The organism is Burkholderia sp. F1 (genome assembly GCF_050813845.1).
Classification (GTDB): Bacteria; Pseudomonadota; Gammaproteobacteria; order Burkholderiales; family Burkholderiaceae; genus Burkholderia; species Burkholderia ubonensis.
This window is the reverse complement of sequence record NZ_CP172421.1, coordinates 1,754,984-1,773,655: the sequence shown is the minus strand read 5'-3', so window position 1 is coordinate 1,773,655 and position 18,672 is coordinate 1,754,984. Positions and strand designations below refer to the sequence as shown.

Here is an 18,672-nt window from a genome sequence, read left to right as displayed (position 1 = left end):
GCCGCCGCGGCGAAACCTTCACGCATCGCCTGTCGTTCCCCCCTTCAACGGACACGCTCACACGATGAACACCACTACCCTCACCACGCCGGAAGCCGTTCATCCCGGCGCCGCGAAAATGCGTCGCCTCATCCTCGCGGCGTCGATCGGCAACGCGCTCGAATGGTTCGACCTGATCGTCTACGGCTTCTTCGCGGTGACGATCGCGAAGCTGTTCTTCCCCGCGACGAGCGAGGCGACGTCGCTGCTGCTCACGCTCGGCACCTTCGGGCTGTCGTACCTGATCCGGCCGATCGGCGGCCTCGTGCTCGGCGCGTACGCGGACCGCGCCGGGCGCAAGGCATCGCTGCTGCTGTCGATCGGGATGATGATGGGCGGCACGCTGCTGATCGCGACGATGCCGACCTACGCGTCGATCGGTCTTTTCGCGCCGCTCGGGATCATGCTGTCGAGGCTGATGCAGGGCTTCTCCGCGGGCGGCGAATTCGCGAGCTCGACCGCGTTCCTCGTCGAGCACGCGCCGCAGCGGCGCGGCTTCATGTCGAGCTGGCAGTTCGCGAGCCAGGGTCTCGCGACGCTGCTCGCGTCGGGTTTCGGCGCGCTGCTGACGAGCACGCTGACGCCCGCGCAGCTCGAGAGCTGGGGCTGGCGCGTGCCATTCCTGTTCGGGCTCGCGATCGGACCGGTCGGGCTGTACATCCGCCGCTACGTCGACGAGGGCGTCGAGTTCACGACGCAGGCCCGTTCGGAGGCGCCCGTGCGCGAGCTGTTCGCCGGCCAGAAGATGCGCGTCCTGCTCGCGATCGGCGTGCTCGTGATCTCGACCGCGGTGAACTACATGGTGCTGTACATGCCGACCTACGCGATCAAGCAGCTCGGCCTGCCCGCGTCGACCGGCTTTGCGGCAACGCTCGCCACCGGCTTCATCCTCACGCTCTTCACGCCGCTCGTCGGCCACTGGTCCGATCGCGCCGGGCGGATCCGCGTGATGACGGCCGCGGCGCTGCTGATGCTCGTCACGGTCTGGCCGACGTTCGCGTGGCTCACGCGTCACGCGTCGTTCGCGACGATGCTCGCCGCACTGATCTGGATCGGCTTGCTGAAAGCGATGTACTGCGGCGCGCTGCCCGCGCTGATGGCGGAGCTGTTCCCGGCGCAGACGCGCGCGACCGGCCTCGCGGTCAGCTACAACACGGGCGTCACGCTGTTCGGCGGCTTCGCGCCGTTCGTGATCACGTGGCTCATCAGCGCGACCGGCAACCGCCTGTCGCCGGCGCTCTACCTGATGGGCTGCGCGTTGCTGAGCCTCGCGGCGCTGTTCGTCGCGCGCACGCGCCTGCGGATGCGCTGACCGGCACGCCCTTCACGCGCTCACGGCCCGCCGCGGCGACGCCTGCCGCGCGGGCCGTCCGTCGCTTACGGCGCGGGGTTCGGCTGCCGTTCGTGCAGCGCGTCGATCTCGGCGAGAATCGCGTCGGACAGCTTGACGTCGACGCTGCCGATGTTCTCCTTCAGCTGCTCGAGCGACGTCGCGCCGATGAGGTTGCTGGTCAGGAACGGCCGGCTGTTGACGAACGCGAGCGCGAGCTGCGCCGGCGACAAGCCGTGCTGCTTCGCGAGCGCGACATAGCGCGACGTCGCCTCCACCGCCTGCGGCTTGCTGTAGCGCTGGAAGCGCTCGAACAGCGTGATGCGCGCGCCGGCCGGACGGGCGCCGTTCTCGTATTTGCCGGACAGCCAGCCGAACGCGAGCGGCGAATACGCGAGCAGGCCGACGCCTTCGCGATGCGTGAATTCCGACAGCCCGTTCTCGAAGGTTCGGTTCAACAGGCTGTACGGGTTCTGGATGCTGGCGATGCGCGGCAGCCCGAGCTTCTCGGCCGCGCGCAGGAATTGCGCGACGCCCCACGGGGTCTCGTTCGACACGCCGATCGCGCGCACCTTGCCCGCCTTCACGAAATCCGCGAGCACCGCGAGCGTCTCCTCGATCGGCACCGTATACGCGTCGTCGATCCACGGATACGCGGGACGGCCGAACGTCGTCGTGCTGCGGTCCGGCCAGTGGAGCTGGTAGAGATCGACGTAATCCGTCTGCAGCCGCCTGAGGCTGCCGTCGAGCGCCTCGGTCAGGTTCTTGCGGTCGAACTGGTTGCCCTCGCCGCGGATATGACGCGGATTGTGCGGCTGCCGCGCCGGGCCGGCGATCTTCGTCGCGAGCACGATCCTGTCGCGCAGCGCGCGATGCTGCGCGAGCCACGTGCCGATGTATTGCTCGGTGCGCCCCTGCGTTTCGGGTTTCGGCGGCACCGGATACATTTCCGCGGCGTCGATCAGCGTGACGCCCTGCGCAATCGCGTAGTCGAGCTGCGCGTGCGCGTCGCGCTCCGCGTTCTGCTCGCCCCACGTCATCGTGCCGAGACCGATCAGGCTGACTTCGATGCCCGAATCGCCAAGTGTGCGGTATTCCATGCTGTTCCTGTCGCGTCGGTGGAAAGCAGGAACGCTATCACAATGAAATGTTCGCTTCAGACCGGCCGCGCGGCGGCTTACAACCGGCCTGCGGCGGCCGGTTTCGGTTACGGTTGCCGCTTCGGGGTCACTGCGGCCGCTGAATGAAGCAGGTCGCCGACGCGTGCGCGACGATCTTGTCGTCCGGCGTCTTCAGCGTGCCTTCGGCGACGCCAAGCGAGCGCGACAGATGGATCACGCGGCCTTCCGCGATCAGGTCGACGTCGCGCGGCACCGGCCGCAGCATCTTCACGTGCAGGTCGACGGTCCCGTAGCCAATGCCCGCGTCGAGCATCGAGTGCACCGCGCAGCCGGTGACCGAATCGAGCACCGTCGCCGCGAAGCCGCCGTGCACGCCGCCGAGCGGGTTCAAGTGCCGGCCGTCCGCGCGCGCCGAAAACTTCACGTAGCCGAGCTCGACCTCGAGCGGCCGCATCGGCATGGTCTCGGAAATCGACGCGAGTGGCACGTCGCCCGCCGCGGCGGCACGCAACAACTCGATACCGGACATCGAAAGCTGACTCATCGGTTCGTCTCCTGATTGAAAACGCGTCGCCGCGCCAGTAAGTTCCAAATTGGAACTGATTATTCATGGCGAGAACCCTGCTGTCAACGCTGGTACCGCCCGATCCTTCCGAGGGTCAGTTCTATAATCGAACCCACCAATACGCTGAACCGACTGACGAGACTCGACGATGAAATGGGATGACATCGGCACGCTGAACTGTTCGGTCGCGCGCACGCTCGCCGTGCTCGGCGACCGCTGGACCATGCTGATCCTGCGCAACGCCTTCCTCGGCTGCCGCCGCTTCGATGCGTTCCAGGCCCAGCTCGGACTGACCCGCCACGTACTCGCCGAGCGTCTTGCGCGCCTCGTCGACGACGGCGTGCTCGTCAAGCGCGCATACCAGGAGCGTCCGCCGCGCTTCGAGTACCGGCTGACCGAGAAAGGCCGCGACCTGTACCCTGCACTGCTCGCGCTGGTGGCGTGGGGCGATCGCTGGAAGGACGACGGCAATGGGCCGCCGCTGCAACTGCGCCACCGCACCTGCGGTCATCTGATGCATGCGGTTGCGGTGTGCTCGGCCTGCGGCGAACCGCTCGACCCGCGCGACGTGCAGCCCGAGGCCGGCCCCGGCTGGGCGGCGGCGCCGCACGCGACGGAAGCGTCCGACGAATGATGTGCCGCGACGGCTGCAGCAAGCCCGAGCGTCACGCGCCGCTTGCCGGCATGCAACTGGCTGCCGTCGCTCATGCGGTTGCGCGGGCATGCGCCGCGCCGGCCTGCTTCGGCGCAAGCCGGTCGCGCTGACTCGCGACGCTCACCGACGCGCCCGCACTCGCACTCGCACTCGCACACGCCGGCACGCCCCTGCTTGCGACGATCGTACGCAATCCGCACGAACACAGACATGGCCGCGACGGTGCGTCTGCGTTACACTCACGCCCCTTGTCTCAAAATCGCCCGTTGTCCACGATGTTGTCGCGAAATCGCCTTGCCGCCGTTTGCGTTGCCTCTTCCTTGCTCGTCACGCCGTACGCGGCATTCGGAAAGACGCAGACCGAGTCGCTGCTGCAACAGGCGATCGATTTCGTGTCGCGCCTGTTGCCGGCCCCGACGCACGAGGCGCCGTCCACCCAAGTCGTCGAGTCGGCGTTCTCGCCCGACGCAGGCGCCGAAGCGCTCGTGCTGAAGGCGATCGGCGCCGCACGCAGCTCGATCCGCGTGGCTGCCTACTCGTTCACGTCGCCCGCCGTCACGCGCGCACTGCTCGCCGCGAAGCGACGCGGCGTCAACGTGGCGGTCGTCGTCGACGACAAGGGCAATCGCGCGAAAAGCAGCAAGCAGGCGCTGAACCTGCTCGTCAACGCGGGCATCCCGACGCGCACGATCGATGTCTATGCGATCCATCACGACAAGTACCTCGTGATCGACGCCGAACACGTCGAGACCGGATCGTTCAACTACAGCGCGTCTGCGGCGACGCGCAACTCCGAGAACGTCATCGTCGTGTGGAACAACCCGCAGCTGGCGTCGCGCTATCTCACGCACTGGCAAAGCCGCTTCGACCAGGCCACGCCGTATCGCTCCGCGTACTGACGGCGCCTGCGCGTGACGCACGCATCCACCGGCGGCGCGCGTCGACATGCACGGCATGGATCGATGATCGGCGACCGGCGGACGTTGCTCAACTCTGCCGAACGGCCAACGATCCGCCGCGCCGATGCGGTCAACGGATCTCGCCCGACCGCCCGGCCACGACGCTGACCCGCGCCTCCAGCGCACAGTTGCTCCTGCGCGCGTGCGCGTCGCTGGCCGCAGGCGTGGCTGCGGCGGCGACGCTCATCGACGATGCGCCGCGAAGGCACGCCTCGTCGGCCGCGAGGTAATTCTGGACCATCGGATAGATGATGTAGAGCGCAAAAGCGAGATACCCGGCGTACAGGAAGCGGACCATGTTGCGTTTTCTTGAACGATTGCTTCGCTTTGTTTACGGCACTGCACCGAACGACTTTAGGCGAGCGGCGACGCGCACACGCACGACATCGCCGTGCAGCACAGTGCGCCGCGGCGTGGCGGCGCGCCGCGGAATGCGCGATACTCTCCCGCATGAAACCGGCGGGCGCGCGATGACCCGGCCACTCCGGGCCGCATCGCACACCTGACCGACACGCAACCGACACCCGGTCTTCGTCGCCGGGACACGGGACAAGGCCCATGCAAATCGCACCCAAACCGCCCGACGAAGCGGCTCGCCTCGCCACGCTGCATTCGCTCGACATCCTCGACACACCGCCGGAAGAACGTTTCGACCGCGTCACCCGCCTCGCGCGACGACTGTTCGACGTACCGATCGCACTCGTCAGTCTCGTCGACGAAAACCGCCAGTGGTTCAAGAGCCGCATCGGACTCGACGCTGCCGAGACGCCTCGCGACGTGTCGTTCTGCGCGCACGCGCTGCTCGCGCGCGACACGCTGGTGATCCCGGATGCCCGTCTCGACGAGCGCTTTCACGACAATCCGCTCGTCACCGGCACGCCGGGCATCCGCTTCTATGCCGGCCAACCGTTGCGCGCGCCGAACGGCGCGCGGATCGGCACGCTGTGCCTGATCGACACCCGGCCGCGCTCGCTCGCCCCCGACGAACTGTCGCCGCTCGAGGACCTCGCCCACATGACCGAACGCGAGATCGCCGCGCTGCATCTCGCAACCACCGACGAGCTCACGCAACTGACCAACCGGCGCGGCTTCGAGACGCTCGCCGGGCACGTGCTGAAGCTGTGCACGCGGCTCGACCGGGCCGCTGCGCTGCTGTTCTTCGACCTGAACGAATTCAAGTCGATCAACGACCGCTTCGGCCACGCCGAAGGCGACCGCGCGCTCAAGGCATTCGCGGACACGCTGACAGGAGCGCTGCGCGACAGCGACGTGATCGCCCGCCTCGGCGGCGACGAATTCGTCGTCCTGTTGAGCGCGACCGACGAAACCGACGCCGACGAAGCCGTCAGGCGTGTCTCTCGCGCGCTGGCGGCGCGCAACGACGCCGACGCGCGCGGCTATGCGATCCGGTTCAGCGCCGGCCGCGTCGAGTACGATCCCGCGCGCCACCACACGGTATCCGACCTGCTCGCGTCAGCGGACCGCCACATGTACGAACACAAGCAGCGCGGCAAGGCGGCGCGCGCCTGACCGGCGCACGTCGCGCCCTCCTCACCGCACGGCCTGCCGGCGCGCGAGCCGCGATGCGCACCGGCCGCGGCCCGCGCATACCCGGCCGGCCGGAACCGCTCAGCCTCCGCAGCCGGGCGCGCTGGCCATTGCGTCGCGGATCTGCTCCGGCGTCAGGTCGCGCTGATGCGTCGCGAGCGACCAGCGATGTCCGAACGGATCCTCGACCTGGCCATAGCGATCGCCCCAGAACATGTCGGCCGCCGGCATCGTGACCTTCGCGCCGGCCGCGACGGCCTGCGCGATTGCCGCATCGACGTCCGGCACGAACAGATGCAGGCAGACGGCCGTTCCTTTCAATGCCTTCGGTCCGAGCGCGCCGTGCTCGGGCATTTCGTCGACGAGCATCAGCGACGAATCGCCGATGGTCAGGCAGGCGTGCATCAGCTTGCCGTTCGGGGCAGGCAGGCGCACCCGCTCGACAGCGTTGAACGCCTGCCTGTAGAACTCGATCGCATCGGCGGCGCCGGCGCAGATCAGGTGCGGCGTAAGCGTGCGCATCCCTTCCGGGATCGGTTTGACGGTCGTGGACATGAGCGGGCTCCTTGGGTCGGTTGTCGGATCGAAAAACGGAACGCGGCGCGCGATGCGCACGCCTCCGACCTTACGACGGACGAGCAGACGCGGAATCGACAGGTGGGGCTGAATTTTTTTTCGGTTCAGTGGCGCCGCGATCTGCCGACGGTTTCGCCTGCCCGCGCCGGCCCGGTCGGCGCTATATTTCCGGCTGGCGTCGAGCGCGCGCGAAGCGCATGCTTCACCGCCTCACTGCGTCCGGAGAGAGACGGACGGAGGCCGCACGGCCTGACGCGTCACCACAACCGACAAAATGACCACCGACATGATTTCGACTCCCCTGCTCCGCGCCGGATGCCTCGCCGCTTCGCTGTGCGTCGCCGCCTTGTCATGGCTGCCCGCCCACGCCGTCGCGGCCAGTTTCGATTGCCGCGCGGCGCGCACCGACGTCGAGCGCGCCATCTGCGGCGACGCGGAGTTGTCACGACTCGACGAACGGCTCGACGATACCTATCGCGTTGCGCTCGGCGTGGCCGAAGGCGAAACACAAAACGGCGTGCGCACGACGCAGCGTGCGTGGCTGAAATCGCTGCAGCCGACCAACGCGCGCGTCGACGTGCGCGCACTGCAAGACGCGTATCGACAGCGGATCGACGAACTGCAGGACTTGCCTGATTTCCCCGAAGCCGTGAAAAACGGGGGCGGCAGCCGGTTCCGGCTCGACGATGTCTCCACGCAGTTCGACTTCAACGTGCGGATGTACGTCGATTGCCCGACGCCAAAGGGCAAGGACAGCGAGACCTGCAATGCGCCCGGGCAGATATCCGTCTACCGCAAAGGCTCGGCAATGCCGCTGCAGACGATCGACATGCCGATGATCTTCGCGACGCTGATGGCATCCGGCAAGCCGCTCGCCAATTCCGCCCGGCTTTACGACTATCAGGGCGTCGTCAACGTCGGCGACTTCAACTTCGACGGTCACGATGATTTCGGCGTCCAGACCGGCAACGAGGGCAGTTACGGCGGGCCGAGTTACGACGTCTACGTGTTCGATCCGAAAAGCGGCAAGTTCATTCTCAATGACGCGATGAGTGAGCTGACACGGTCGTCGCTCGGTTTCTTCGACGTCGACACCCGGAACAAGCGACTCCGGACGCTCGGCAAGAGCGGATGCTGCTATCACGAGACGACCGTCTATCGCGTCGAGCGGAATCGGCCGGTCGCGGTGGAACGGCATATCGAGGACGGAATGCGCGGCGACGGCAGGATGGCGATCACCGACGAGCGACTTGTCGACGGAAAGTGGCAGCGGAAGGTGCGCTATCTGTCGCACTAAGGGCGGGTCGCGCGGGGCGTAAGCGGCAACCTCGGCTGCGGTGTACGATCGATGCCGCGCTCGCGTTGCGAATCGCGCAACAGCAGGCAATCCGGCGGCCCGGGATCGTCGGGCCATTTCCGAACCGCATAAGGAGTGTCATCTTGGCAACCTATATCGTCTTCACCCTTGAAAGCACGCAGGATCAACGTGAACTCGACATCTACCTGAGCAAGGTCGGCGCAACGCTCGCCGGCCATCCGCTGAAGGTGCTCGCTGCGTACGGCGATCAGGAGACGCTCGAGGGCGAAGGCCCGGAAGGCGTCGTGATCGTCGAGTTTCCGTCGAAGGCGGCGGCGCACGCATGGTACGACGGCCCCGAATACCAGGCGGTCGTCCAGCATCGCTTCAAGGGTGGGCGCTATCGCGCGGTGCTGGTCGAGGGCACGTGAGCGGGTGCCAATCCCCGTGAACCTTGAAGCTACAAGAATGCGAAAGCGATCGACAGACACGGTGCCTGCCCGACCGTCTTGAATCATTCGAGCAAGGTCACACGCGGTGCAGCTTGGCCAGTCGTCGAAGAACAAGGAATGCCCGCTCGCGCCTGACGTAAGCGGGCAAGACCCCAAGACAGACGGGACACAAGGGCTGCCCGAAAGGAATGGCGACGCCGTGGAGAATAGCCTAAGCGCCGCTTGCTTGAAATATTCCAGAACATAAAGGAAACTCGCGGCCAAAATCGGGCAAAGCCTTGCGATTGTCTATCACACAATTCGACATTGCTACAATACCGCCGCCCGTAACCTGATGGCCCTGGAATGAAACACACTAACAACTTCGACTTCTTGAGACTATTCGCGGCGTTCATGGTGCTGTACTCCCATCAGCACGCCTTATTGGGTCTGCCGGAGCCGGGGTTCGCCAATCGATTCTCGTTCGGGGGGATTGGCGTCGCGATCTTCTTCACCATCAGCGGCTATCTCGTGACGCAGAGCTGGGAACGCGATCCTCGTATCCTTCGTTTCGCGATGAAGCGCTTCCTGAGAATCTGGCCGGGACTGTTCATGGTCACAATTCTTGCGGCTTTCGTCCTGGGCCCGCTCGTTTCGCGGTTGCCGGCTGCGGAGTATTTCCACCACCCATTGGCATGGCGCTACTTGAACAATCTTCTTTTGAAGATATCCTTCGAATTGCCCGGCGTCTTCGAACACAATCCCTATCCGAAAGCCGTCAACGGATCGACATGGACGATCCCGCTCGAAGTTCGCTGGTACCTGTATCTCCTCATTGCAGGTGGCCTCACACTGATGCGCAAGCGCTGGCTCGTACTCGTCGCGACCATCCTGCTTTCCGTCTATTACTTCGCCGTATATAAGGCGGAAACCAATCCAGTCGGTGCTTACAGCATCGATTTCGGTCTCTATTTCTGCGTTGGCGCGCTGATGTGGCTCTACCGCGACAAATGGGCAACGCAGCGCTACATGTGGATCACGCTGGCCGCGCTCGCCGGCGCATCGACGTATTTCTCCGGTCAGACGGTCCTTGGCCTGTTGCTGCTCATCGCCCCGCTCGTCGTGATTTTCGGCGAAGCCTCTACGCCGTATCTCCGGCGTTTCGGCCGCTTCGGCGACCTTTCCTACGGCGTCTACCTCTACGCGTACGTTGTGCAACAGACGCTTGCCTGGCGTTTTGGACACAACCTGCCGTTCTCCGCCTACCTTGGTCTGACAACCGCGATCACGCTCGCATGTGCATGGCTGTCGTGGCACTTGATCGAAAAACCTGCGTTGTCGCTCAAGAACGGCGTTCCAGCACTTCAACGAGCGGCGGCGTTCTGAAGTCTGCATTCACGGCCGGATGACTTTTCCCTTCTGAAATGGTGCGGAAGAGCTTCGGTCGGTCTCGATGGTCGCGCGGCAGCACCGCGCAAATCCGAACGAGCTGTTTCACTAGCGCAAGCTGCATCAGGGACGGAAGCAGTACTGGATTCCTCGATCGGGGTGACGGACCAGCGCGGGTGGCACGCGCTGCGCCGCCGCGCCTGTAGCGGAGGTGTCCGGAATTTCGTGTGTGAGGCAGGTTAAGACTCAGATTCCGATGCTGAACCGTTCCGGGTAAAGCAACGCAAACTGCGTCATCGCGCTTTTCCAATCGTGCCGGGAGCCAGTCCACTTGGCAACGACGTTGCGCAGCGCCAGCCAGATCAGCTTAAGCGCGGCCTCGTCTGACGGGAAGTGACCGCGTGCCTTGATGATCTTCCGAAGCTGCATGTGCAATGACTCGATCGCGTTGGTCGTATAGATAATCTTCCGGATGTCCGGCGCGAACGCGTAAAAGGGGATGACCTGTTCCCAGGCCCGGCGCCAGAGCGCGGCGATCGGCGGGTATTTCGTGCCCCACGGGCCGGCGTCGAAGGCATCCAGCGCCACGGCGGCGGCCTCGGCCGTCGGCGCCCGGTAGACCTCCTTGAGCGCGGCGGCGGCCGCCTTGCGATCTTTCCAGCTCACGAAGTCCAGCGAGTTCCGGATCAAATGCACGATGCAGGTCTGGACCGTCGTTTCCGGGAACACGGAATTGATCGCTTCCGGGAAGCCCTTCAGGCCGTCGACCACGGCAATCAGAATGTCCTGCACGCCGCGCAGTTTTAGGTCGTTGACGACCCGCAGCCAGAACTTGGCGCCTTCGGTCTGCTCGATCCAGAGACCGAGTACGTCGCGTGTGCCATCGCGGCGCACGCCCAGCGCCAGGTAGATCGCCTTGTTGCGGACCACGCCTTCGTCGCGGATCTTCACGCGCAAGGCGTCGAAGAACACGACCGGATACATCGGCTCGAGCGGGCGCTGCTGCCATTCACGCACTTCGTCGATCACCGCGTCGGTCACCGTGCTGATGAAGTCCGGCGATACCTCGATGCCGTACATCTCCAGCAGGAAGCCCTGAATCTCCCGCACGCTCATGCCGCGCGCGTACATCGCGATGATCTTGTCGTCGAACCCGGTGAAGCGCCGCTCGCCCCTGGCAATCAATACCGGATCGAAGGTGCCTTCGCGGTCGCGCGGAATCTCGACGTCGAGCAGGTCGTCGTCAGTTGCAACGCGCTTGCGGCTCGTGCCGTTGCGGTGATTCGTGCTGCCAGCCGGCTTGACTTCGCCCTTCTCGTAGCCCAGGTGGTGGGTCAACTCACCGCCCAGTGCGCGTTCGAAGATCGCCTTCTTGAGCGCGGCAAGCTGCTCGTTGATCGTCGCCCGGTCCAGCGTCCCGGGCACCAGTTGCTTGATCAGTTCCGGGTCAAGGTTCAAGCCCTTGCCCGGTTCAATCGTCACTTCTTCCTTGCGTTTGCGTGGCATAAAGTGGCTCCTTGGCCATCAGTTTATGCCTCACACACAAAAGATCGGATCGGCTCCCTGTAGCGAGATCCGCAGCATCCGCCACAGGCGGCATCACCGGCAGCTCAACACGTGGATCTGTCATGCATACTCCGCAAGCGGAATGGGCCCTCGTTGTCAACGACGCCGACGAGTTGCACTGGCGAAGATCCGCCTGTGCTGGACAGCACAACCTCGACGACGCGGTTCAGTGTCGCCAGGCGCGAATCCATCCTGCGCGGCTGCGTATAGAACTGCAGCGCATCGTAGAATCGATCGCACAATCGGGTTTCCACTTCGTTTCGAAATTCGCACGTCGTGTCATGACGTCCATTCCGTTGGCACCCAAAGCGGCGAACCTCCGCTATGCGAGAATTGAAGCCTCTGACCACTTCAACCCACACACGGCAGGTTTCGCATGACCACGCACATCACGATCGAATTCACCGAACTGGCCGCGCAAGCGGTCGGCGATCAAACCAGCACCAGCCTTTCCTACGACCAGGGTGCGCATCTCCCGCAACCGGGCGACTTCGTCGAACTCGAGAATTTGCAGCAGACCTTTCTCGTCATCGGCCGGGTGTTTTCGCTCAAGGCCAACACGAGCGCCGTCAAACTCGTTCTCGACCTGCCTCCCGCGGATGATCAGCAAGGGTTCGATCCGGAGCCTTGGGGGAAGTCGGGCGAGTAACGCAGGTATTCGGATTGGCGATGCGTGACGTTCAGTCGCGACGTCCGAATGACCATCGCCTTGATCAGATATCGGGTTTCGGTACATCCGAGATTCGAGGGCGCGGACTCCCATGTCGATCGCGCAATGCAAAAAGCCCGCTTGCTTTCGCATAGCGGGCTTCGATGTTGGTTGCGGGGATAGGATTTGAACCTATGACCTTCGGGTTATGAGCCCGACGAGCTGCCAGACTGCTCCACCCCGCGACCGAGATTGTAAGCGAACACGTCCGCCGATGCAAACAAAAAAACCCGCTCAAAGGCGGGTTTCATTTTCTATCGACGCACCGCTCCTTCACTGAGGGAGACGACGCACTTGAGCGGTATCGGTCATCTGCGAGAACGCTACAGTTTTCGCGGTTTACAAGCGGCCACGAGACAGAAATCTCCAGCTGCTAGCCGAGGGCCGCGGCGCATCGGCGATCGTGTCGATCTTCGTCGCGTGAGCCAGGCTCATGATTCGCGTGACCTCCTGCGGCCGGACCTCCATACGCCGCGCGCGTTCAGCCGGCGCCATTCTGAGCGCGACGTCGCGGATCCACTTCCAGTCGATCGCGTTCGAGAACGCCCACTCGAAGAATCGGTGGTGCGACTCGACCGCTTGATCGTCGCCGCACACCGCGCAGACGTAGCCGCTCTCCTTCTTCATCGCACGCTTGCTCGCGCGGAAGGTCGCCGACTCGGTACGCGGCTCGTGGTCCGGGTAGAAGACGTCCTCGAACAGCGTGCGACAAGTCTCGTCAGATTTCATGGCGGACATCGATAGCAAAGAAGATGTGAGGGATTCGATCGCTTACAATCTGAATACAAAAACAAGTGCGAGGTCCTATGAAAATTGCGATTCTCTTCGTCGTACTCACGCTCACGGGGTGCGTTGGCGTGAGCCTGATTCCGACAGCCGATGGGGGATACAAGGTCGCACCGACCGCGGCCGGAGGCTTCTGACCGACGGCAGACAGGTTTCACAGCCCGCGCTCACACAAAGCGCGCTCTTCGGCGCGCCGTTTCACCAGGCCAGGCAGCACGCGGCCGCCGGCCGTCACCCACTGCGGCCGTCCGCTGTCCGACTCGTTCGGCGCGCGGCATGCACCTCGTCAGTCGCCCGCGTTGAAACGCTTCGCCGTGGCACTGCCGCAGTACACCGGCGCGCCGACGTTGTAGGCGAAGCTCAGCGCGGCCGCGAGCTGGTACGTGTGCCCCTTCAGCACCGGCTCGGCATGCGCGATCAGTTGCCGCTCGAGCGACTCGCCGCACTCGGCCTCGCTGTACCGCTGCCCGACGACGACGTTCGTCGTGTCGTCCATACACTTCTTCGTCGGGATGCCGACCGGGTCGAGATAGCCGACCAGCTTCATCCCCTCGAACTTCGGGACGATGGAAACAAGAAGGGCTGCCGTAGCAGCCCCCACCAGCGTCTTCTTCGGCACGTTCGCCATCGAGCAACGCCCTCTTCCCTTTGTTCTTGATCAGGTAGTACGCCTGCAGCCCGATGTAGCCGCGCGTCGCCAGAGCGACATACCTGTTGATGTCGTGACTCGTCAGCCACAACCAGAAATTGCTGCCTACCGCCGGCGCTGCCTTGACCGCGCTTGCTACGACGTCGCTCTTCAGCGATCCCCCGAAATGAAAAAGCCGCCCGTAGGCGGCAGTGAAATGTTCTTGATGATCCGCCCCATTGGACCTCTACTTCCTCAACAAGGCGCGCAGGAGTGATGGCAATCCGCACCGGCCGATCTGGTCGAAGACTCACGTGCTGATGGCGACGTGGCGGGTGAATGTGTTCCAGGGAGTGGAGTGGCGCGCGCTCATGGAAACGTGGCGGTTCTGAGGATTACCAGCTGGAATCCTCACAGTCCGGCGCTTGTCGGAAGCCATCGACGCGAAGCGAGTCGACGCCCCGCGAGTGTCAATGGCTTTTCCACGCACATGAACACAATTGCGGAGAGCGGCAATGCCAGGGCGATCGAGATAACGCACGCGCTCGCCATGATCGGCAATGACCATCGAGCGATCCACGCCTGCGGGGCGTGATGCAGGACCGCATTTGCAACGGCGTAGAGCACGATGAAGTGAAGCAGATAGAAGCTGTACGAGATGCGGCCCAAGAATCGGGCCGCATTCGAATCAAGGATCTTCAGCAGCGAATGCTCGGATCCAGCATCAATGCACCAGATGAGCAACGCCGTCCCGACGCTCACCAGCGTATCCACCGGAATTGTATGGGCAAGCGGGAAAAACGTGCTCGCTGCAAGAATCATGGCCAGCGATCCCGGCACGAGAACTTTCGAATACCGCTTTGCGAAATCTGGCTGCGCTTTCATGCTCACGATCACGCCGAGCACGAACATGTACAGATAATGCCAGATCGACCACGGGGACATCTCATAATGCCATGCCAGTACGAACGTGACCGCGAACGCTGCAACGGAGCTCCAGATTCCTCGCGCGCCAATCACCAGGACCACTACCGGCAACATCAGCGACGCAAGAAGCTCGACGCTCAGCGTCCATGCGTTTGGGTTTAGTGCTGGCGGCTGCATCGTCGCATCACCAATGATCTGCTGTGCTGTTATAGGCTGCGTATACCAGCCATTAAACCATCTAGTTGCTTCCGAAAAGGCTGCATAACCCGGAAAGAGCAGGGTCAGGTAAAGGAAAACGATGATGAGCGATATCCAGAATGCCGGAAATATACGAAACAGCCTTTTAACGACAAATCCAAAATAGTTCGGAACGCTCGGACTCTGATTAACCAGGGAACGACAGAGCACGAACCCACTCAGCACAAAGAAGATGTCGACCGCCGCTACCCCGCTGAAGACGGCGATAACCGAGCGCGCCAACATCGCCTGTGCGCCGTGAATATCGAAGACCTTCTTCGCCCAGATTGCGCTCTCAGTGTCAATTGAAAGCCAGATGAAGGAATGGCCAAGGGCCACCCAAAGTGCCGCGATGCCGCGCAGCGCCTCAAGGCGATCATTGAACCCTCGTACATTGCCACCCCTTGCCAACATTACAGTGCTCCCGTCGGAAAGCTGAATGGTAGCAGATCGGGATCAAGAGCCCCTCCATCACACGGGCTTCCTCGGCACTGTCTACACGATCATGCGGCCTGCTGAGGCAGCGACGCCTGGGCCAAAAGAGGCAATGAGTTGAAATAGGCAACATAACGGGCGTCACTTGCCTCAATATCGCCCTGATTTGGCCATGTTGACGGGTCTCGAGGACAAGAGAAAACAGAGCTAACCGCCTTCTCTGTCGAATCAGAGAATTTTACGTATGCCGTGGACGTAACTTCCCTCAAAAATCATACGCCGATGCGGCAATGGCGAAAGATGGCGTCCCGGCACAGCTTGTACCAAGATAATAAGCACTCTGACCGACTGAGAGCTCGATTTTGGCATATAAGATCGTGATCCTCTGATTAGAGACGGTATAAAGCAAAACGGATACGACCGCGCCATAACCTGCGGAATTAATCGCAATGAGAAACGTTAATATGATGCAGCAGTCGAACCAATTGCCATATCTCCGCTGATTGATACGGCATTTGGATGGACAACCCCTGCCAAACTGAACGCAGTATAAGAGGCGTCGGGAGTACTTGTTGAAATGATCTTTTCTCGTGCGATTGAAACGGTCCGATCCTGCTGGTACGCAACCACAAACTGCCCACTTGAATCCGTCGGCCATACGCTTACCAGCGCCGATGCGGAAAGCTCGCTGGCATGTTCGCGCCACCATATACGCTCGGCTGCACGGCTGGCGTCGCATTCTTCGCCTGGCCTGCAGCACACTCGTCTGCGTCGTCGGATTCCAGATCGCATACAGCGCGACATAGCCCTATGTCGGAGCTGTGCCAGTGTCCATGCCACCAGCGCCGGTCGTCGCGAGTTTGATCGTCTTCGAGAACTGCTTCAGCAGATACTTCTGGCCGTCGAGCGCGGTGCCAACGACGATCTCGTCTGCCGTGAGCGTCGCCGCGCTCGATGCTGCCGTCACCGACATGACCACGTTTCGTGCCTGGCCGACCACTGCAGCCGATTGCGCCTGCACCGCCGTCTTCAGGTTCGGCGGCAGCGTCGCTAGCGAAGCCGGTCGGCAGTGCAGCGAGCCGCCCATAGTCTGCCTGTGCCATCACGTTCGCGCCGGCTCCCGCGGCGAGTGGTTTGAAATTGTTGCTTGCCATCCATGCTCCGAGCATAAAAAAAGCCGCCCGAAGGCGGCTCAAAGCGTGGAATGCGTCATGTGGGTCAGACCGGCCTGCCCCATGCGCCGACATTGAAGCCGGCCACGTACGGGCCAGACATGTCGAAGCCGAACAGCGGCGCGCCGAAGATGCCGACGAAGTCGATGCCGTTGAACGTGCTCGCGCGCGCCGACGTGAAGCGCACCGGCAACAGCACGGCGATGATCATCAAGGCGCTGCCGACGTACGAACGCTAGCCGAACCTCTTGACGACTACGCGACTGCAATGCTGATGGCCGGCATGACGCCCGCCTTTTGCGCGAAACAACTCGGGCACGGCATCGAGATGTTCCTGACGACTTACGCGAAATGGATGGATGGTGAGCAGAACGCTCTAGAGATGGCGAGGCTCGAATCGACGCTATTGTCCCCGAGTTGCCCGCACAAAGCAAAACAGGCGCCTAAGCGCCTGTTCTACTTGAGTATTCGGTGGGGTGGCTGATGGGACTCGAACCCACGACGACAGGAATCACAATCCTGGACTCTACCAACTGAGCTACAGCCACCACTGATACTGCCTGCTTCTTCGCTGCGCCGCTTACTGATCAGCAGCAGAGAAATGAGATTATATGGGGTCTCTTTAATCTTGCCAAGCGTTTTTTTCAAAAATTTCTTCGGCAGCGTAAAGATGCGCACGCGCCTCGTCGAACACGGCCAGATCGCCGCGCGCGAGCTTCTTGTTGTCCGACAGCACGCGCCGCCAGCCGCGCGCCCCCGCAACGCCGCGGTACAGCCCGAGCGCATGGCGCACGACCGCGCCGAGGTAGGTGCCGCGCTTCAGCTCCGCCGCACAGTATTCGATCAATCGCGCTTCCGCTTCCTCGCGCGTCGGCGCCACGCCATTCGCGCCATAGAACCGCGCATCGACGCCCGCCAGCACATAAGGATTGTGATACGCCTCGCGGCCGAGCATCACGCCGTCAACGTGTTCGAGATGCTGCGCAACCTCGTCGAGCGTCTTGATGCCGCCGTTGATCACGATCTCCAGCGACGGGAAGTCGCGCTTCAGCCGATACGCATAGTCGTACTTGAGCGGCGGAATCTCGCGGTTCTCCTTCGGCGACAGCCCTTTCAGGATCGCGTTGCGCGCATGCACGACGAACACCTCGCAGCCCGCCTCGGCAACCGTGCCGACAAAATCCCGCACGAACTCATACGCTTCGACCGCATCGACGCCGATCCGGTGCTTGACGGTCACCGGCACCGACACGGCGTCGCGCATCGCCTTCACGCAATCCGCGACGAGCTGCGGCTCGTTCATCAGGCACGCGCCGAACGCGCCGCGCTGCACCCGTTCCGACGGGCACCCGCAGTTCAGGTTGATTTCGTCGTAGCCCCACTGTTCGCCGAGCTTCGCGGCGCGCGCGAGATCGTCCCGCTCGCTGTCGCCGAGTTGCAGCGCAACCGGCGATTCGCTCGGCGTGAACGCGAGGTGGCGCTGCGCGTCGCCGAACAGCAACGCGCCGGTCGTGATCATTTCCGTATAAAGCCACGTGTGGCGCGTGAGCGTGCGGTGGAACGACCGGCAATGACGATCGGTCCAGTCGAGCATAGGCGCCACGGACACGCGGCGAGGAGGAAGCGAAGACGAAACGGGCATGGAATTCGGGCAACGAGCGGCACGGAAGCAACCCGTCATTTTACCGCAACCCGCGCCCTGCCCGCCCGGCGCTATGCGCCCGGATCGCCGGCAAGCTCCGTATCGACCGCGCGCCGCGCCTCGTTCAGCACGCGCTCGATCACCCGGCGCTCGGTCAGCAGCAGCCCGTCGACCTTCACGAGCCGCCAGTCGATCCGCACTGCGTCGCCTAGCAGCACGCGGTAGTGCACGTGCTCGCCGTCCCAGACCTGCTCGGTCTTCACTTCGATCTCAAAGCCGCGGTACGGCTCGCTGTAGTCGCCGAGATCGCTGCCCTTCAGTTCCATCGCGCGCTCCGTCGATGCTCGAGGCCCCGCGCGGGACGCTCAGTCATATTCATCAGACAAGATGGCCTTGCCGTCGGCGGTGAGATCGACCCGGTCGGCGGCCGTCTGATAGATCAGCCCTTCGTTCAGCAGCACGTAGACGATATCGCTGAACGCCGCCGGCACCGGCCGGCTGTCGCCGAACTGGTCGATCCATTTCAGCGCCTCGATGGCTTCGGGAGAAAGGATGGGGATCATGCGCTGCCTCCGCGTCGGTGTCGCTCCATCCTAGCACTTCGCCCACACGGCGAACACCGATGCAATCACGCCGCAACCGCGACGGGCGGCAGCGCCC

At 63.3% G+C, this 18,672-nt stretch carries 23 protein-coding genes, 2 tRNA genes and 1 pseudogene; 11 read left to right on the top strand and 15 right to left on the bottom strand.

What is annotated here, in order from left to right:
* Nucleotides 1–64: 64 nt before the first annotated feature.
* Nucleotides 65–1,351: an MFS transporter gene (locus tag ACFIMZ_RS08550; protein ID WP_431822235.1), complete on the top strand. Its 1,287-nt coding sequence runs from the start codon at nt 65–67 to the stop codon at nt 1,349–1,351.
* A gap of 65 nt (nt 1,352–1,416) precedes the next feature.
* On the opposite strand, the gene ACFIMZ_RS08545 is transcribed toward ACFIMZ_RS08550, so the two are convergent.
* Together ACFIMZ_RS08545 and ACFIMZ_RS08540 are read right to left on the bottom strand one after the other, a co-directional pair.
* The gene (locus ACFIMZ_RS08545) at nt 1,417–2,469 is read right to left on the bottom strand and encodes an NADP(H)-dependent aldo-keto reductase (protein WP_431822234.1); all 1,053 of its coding nucleotides are present in this window, start codon (nt 2,467–2,469) and stop codon (nt 1,417–1,419) included.
* Nucleotides 2,470–2,596: 127 nt separating this feature from the next.
* Nucleotides 2,597–3,034, bottom strand: coding sequence for a PaaI family thioesterase (locus ACFIMZ_RS08540; protein WP_431822233.1), 438 nt, complete (start codon nt 3,032–3,034; stop codon nt 2,597–2,599).
* 169 nt (nt 3,035–3,203) lie between these two features.
* On the opposite strand from ACFIMZ_RS08540, the gene ACFIMZ_RS08535 reads away from it, so the two are divergent.
* Together ACFIMZ_RS08535 and ACFIMZ_RS08530 are read left to right on the top strand one after the other, a co-directional pair.
* The gene (locus ACFIMZ_RS08535; protein WP_431822232.1) at nt 3,204–3,689 is read left to right on the top strand and encodes a winged helix-turn-helix transcriptional regulator; all 486 of its coding nucleotides are present in this window, start codon (nt 3,204–3,206) and stop codon (nt 3,687–3,689) included.
* A 296-nt stretch (nt 3,690–3,985) separates the two neighbouring features.
* Nucleotides 3,986–4,609, top strand: coding sequence for a phospholipase D family protein (locus tag ACFIMZ_RS08530; RefSeq protein WP_431822231.1), 624 nt, complete (start codon nt 3,986–3,988; stop codon nt 4,607–4,609).
* A 130-nt stretch (nt 4,610–4,739) separates the two neighbouring features.
* On the opposite strand, the gene ACFIMZ_RS08525 is transcribed toward ACFIMZ_RS08530, so the two are convergent.
* Complete coding sequence (locus ACFIMZ_RS08525) at nt 4,740–4,967, bottom strand: hypothetical protein (RefSeq protein ID WP_084902674.1); 228 nt, start codon at nt 4,965–4,967, stop codon at nt 4,740–4,742.
* Between the two features lie 260 nt (nt 4,968–5,227).
* On the opposite strand from ACFIMZ_RS08525, the gene ACFIMZ_RS08520 reads away from it, so the two are divergent.
* A complete protein-coding gene (locus ACFIMZ_RS08520) occupies nt 5,228–6,199 on the top strand; it encodes a diguanylate cyclase domain-containing protein (RefSeq protein WP_431822230.1) in 972 nt (323 codons plus the stop codon).
* Nucleotides 6,200–6,298: 99 nt separating this feature from the next.
* Here the strand turns inward: ACFIMZ_RS08520 and ACFIMZ_RS08515 are convergent, their stop codons facing one another.
* Nucleotides 6,299–6,772, bottom strand: a complete 474-nt coding sequence (locus tag ACFIMZ_RS08515) for a VOC family protein (protein WP_431822229.1) — start codon at nt 6,770–6,772, stop codon at nt 6,299–6,301.
* 307 nt (nt 6,773–7,079) lie between these two features.
* Between ACFIMZ_RS08515 and ACFIMZ_RS08510 the strand changes: the two genes are divergently transcribed.
* The 3 genes from ACFIMZ_RS08510 to ACFIMZ_RS08500 all read left to right on the top strand — a co-directional run bounded on the left by ACFIMZ_RS08510 (nt 7,080) and on the right by ACFIMZ_RS08500 (nt 9,907).
* Nucleotides 7,080–8,090, top strand: a complete 1,011-nt coding sequence (locus tag ACFIMZ_RS08510) for a lysozyme inhibitor LprI family protein (RefSeq protein WP_431822228.1) — start codon at nt 7,080–7,082, stop codon at nt 8,088–8,090.
* 143 nt (nt 8,091–8,233) lie between these two features.
* The gene (locus ACFIMZ_RS08505; protein WP_431822227.1) at nt 8,234–8,521 is read left to right on the top strand and encodes a DUF1330 domain-containing protein; all 288 of its coding nucleotides are present in this window, start codon (nt 8,234–8,236) and stop codon (nt 8,519–8,521) included.
* Between the two features lie 366 nt (nt 8,522–8,887).
* Complete coding sequence (locus ACFIMZ_RS08500; RefSeq protein ID WP_431822226.1) at nt 8,888–9,907, top strand: acyltransferase family protein; 1,020 nt, start codon at nt 8,888–8,890, stop codon at nt 9,905–9,907.
* A gap of 249 nt (nt 9,908–10,156) precedes the next feature.
* On the opposite strand, the gene ACFIMZ_RS08495 is transcribed toward ACFIMZ_RS08500, so the two are convergent.
* Nucleotides 10,157–11,416 (bottom strand): IS256 family transposase, encoded by a 1,260-nt coding sequence (locus ACFIMZ_RS08495; RefSeq protein WP_431822130.1) that lies wholly within the window; start codon nt 11,414–11,416, stop codon nt 10,157–10,159.
* 122 nt (nt 11,417–11,538) lie between these two features.
* Here ACFIMZ_RS08495 and ACFIMZ_RS08490 point away from each other — a divergent pair, with 122 nt between their 5' ends.
* Together ACFIMZ_RS08490 and ACFIMZ_RS08485 are read left to right on the top strand one after the other, a co-directional pair.
* Nucleotides 11,539–11,856, top strand: coding sequence for a hypothetical protein (locus ACFIMZ_RS08490; protein ID WP_431822225.1), 318 nt, complete (start codon nt 11,539–11,541; stop codon nt 11,854–11,856).
* Nucleotides 11,853–12,125: a hypothetical protein gene (locus ACFIMZ_RS08485; RefSeq protein WP_431822224.1), complete on the top strand. Its 273-nt coding sequence runs from the start codon at nt 11,853–11,855 to the stop codon at nt 12,123–12,125. The genes ACFIMZ_RS08490 and ACFIMZ_RS08485 overlap by 4 nt, the downstream gene beginning before the upstream one ends.
* 168 nt (nt 12,126–12,293) lie before the next feature.
* On the opposite strand, the gene ACFIMZ_RS08480 is transcribed toward ACFIMZ_RS08485, so the two are convergent.
* The 3 genes and pseudogenes from ACFIMZ_RS08480 to ACFIMZ_RS08470 form a co-directional block, all read right to left on the bottom strand.
* Nucleotides 12,294–12,370 (bottom strand) — tRNA-Met (locus tag ACFIMZ_RS08480).
* A 154-nt stretch (nt 12,371–12,524) separates the two neighbouring features.
* Nucleotides 12,525–12,914 (bottom strand): hypothetical protein, encoded by a 390-nt coding sequence (locus tag ACFIMZ_RS08475; RefSeq protein WP_431822223.1) that lies wholly within the window; start codon nt 12,912–12,914, stop codon nt 12,525–12,527.
* Nucleotides 12,915–13,125: 211 nt separating this feature from the next.
* Nucleotides 13,126–13,599 (bottom strand): annotated as a pseudogene (locus tag ACFIMZ_RS08470) (lysozyme).
* Between the two features lie 239 nt (nt 13,600–13,838).
* Here ACFIMZ_RS08470 and ACFIMZ_RS08465 point away from each other — a divergent pair.
* Entirely contained in the window at nt 13,839–13,991 is a 153-nt protein-coding gene (locus ACFIMZ_RS08465) for a hypothetical protein (RefSeq protein ID WP_431822222.1), read from the top strand.
* Between the two features lie 19 nt (nt 13,992–14,010).
* Here ACFIMZ_RS08465 and ACFIMZ_RS08460 read toward each other — a convergent pair whose 3' ends face one another.
* The 3 genes from ACFIMZ_RS08460 to ACFIMZ_RS08450 all read right to left on the bottom strand — a co-directional run bounded on the left by ACFIMZ_RS08460 (nt 14,011) and on the right by ACFIMZ_RS08450 (nt 16,581).
* A complete protein-coding gene (locus ACFIMZ_RS08460; RefSeq protein ID WP_431822221.1) occupies nt 14,011–15,177 on the bottom strand; it encodes an acyltransferase family protein in 1,167 nt (388 codons plus the stop codon).
* A gap of 829 nt (nt 15,178–16,006) precedes the next feature.
* Nucleotides 16,007–16,285 carry a hypothetical protein gene (locus tag ACFIMZ_RS08455; RefSeq protein WP_431822220.1) on the bottom strand — a complete coding sequence of 93 codons (279 nt, stop codon included), beginning with the start codon at nt 16,283–16,285 and terminating at the stop codon, nt 16,007–16,009.
* Between the two features lie 131 nt (nt 16,286–16,416).
* Complete coding sequence (locus ACFIMZ_RS08450) at nt 16,417–16,581, bottom strand: hypothetical protein (RefSeq protein WP_431822219.1); 165 nt, start codon at nt 16,579–16,581, stop codon at nt 16,417–16,419.
* A gap of 57 nt (nt 16,582–16,638) precedes the next feature.
* On the opposite strand from ACFIMZ_RS08450, the gene ACFIMZ_RS08445 reads away from it, so the two are divergent.
* Nucleotides 16,639–16,854, top strand: a complete 216-nt coding sequence (locus ACFIMZ_RS08445; RefSeq protein WP_431822218.1) for a hypothetical protein — start codon at nt 16,639–16,641, stop codon at nt 16,852–16,854.
* Here the strand turns inward: ACFIMZ_RS08445 and ACFIMZ_RS08440 are convergent.
* From ACFIMZ_RS08440 to ACFIMZ_RS08425, 4 genes are all read right to left on the bottom strand, one after another.
* A tRNA-His gene (locus tag ACFIMZ_RS08440) sits at nt 16,843–16,918 on the bottom strand. The genes ACFIMZ_RS08445 and ACFIMZ_RS08440 overlap by 12 nt on opposite strands.
* Before the next feature lie 74 nt (nt 16,919–16,992).
* The gene (gene dusA / locus ACFIMZ_RS08435) at nt 16,993–17,964 is read right to left on the bottom strand and encodes a tRNA dihydrouridine(20/20a) synthase DusA (RefSeq protein WP_431822217.1); all 972 of its coding nucleotides are present in this window, start codon (nt 17,962–17,964) and stop codon (nt 16,993–16,995) included.
* A 119-nt stretch (nt 17,965–18,083) separates the two neighbouring features.
* Complete coding sequence (locus ACFIMZ_RS08430; RefSeq protein WP_431822216.1) at nt 18,084–18,338, bottom strand: hypothetical protein; 255 nt, start codon at nt 18,336–18,338, stop codon at nt 18,084–18,086.
* A 39-nt stretch (nt 18,339–18,377) separates the two neighbouring features.
* Nucleotides 18,378–18,575, bottom strand: coding sequence for a hypothetical protein (locus tag ACFIMZ_RS08425; RefSeq protein WP_431822215.1), 198 nt, complete (start codon nt 18,573–18,575; stop codon nt 18,378–18,380).
* Between the last annotated feature and the right edge of the window lie 97 nt (nt 18,576–18,672).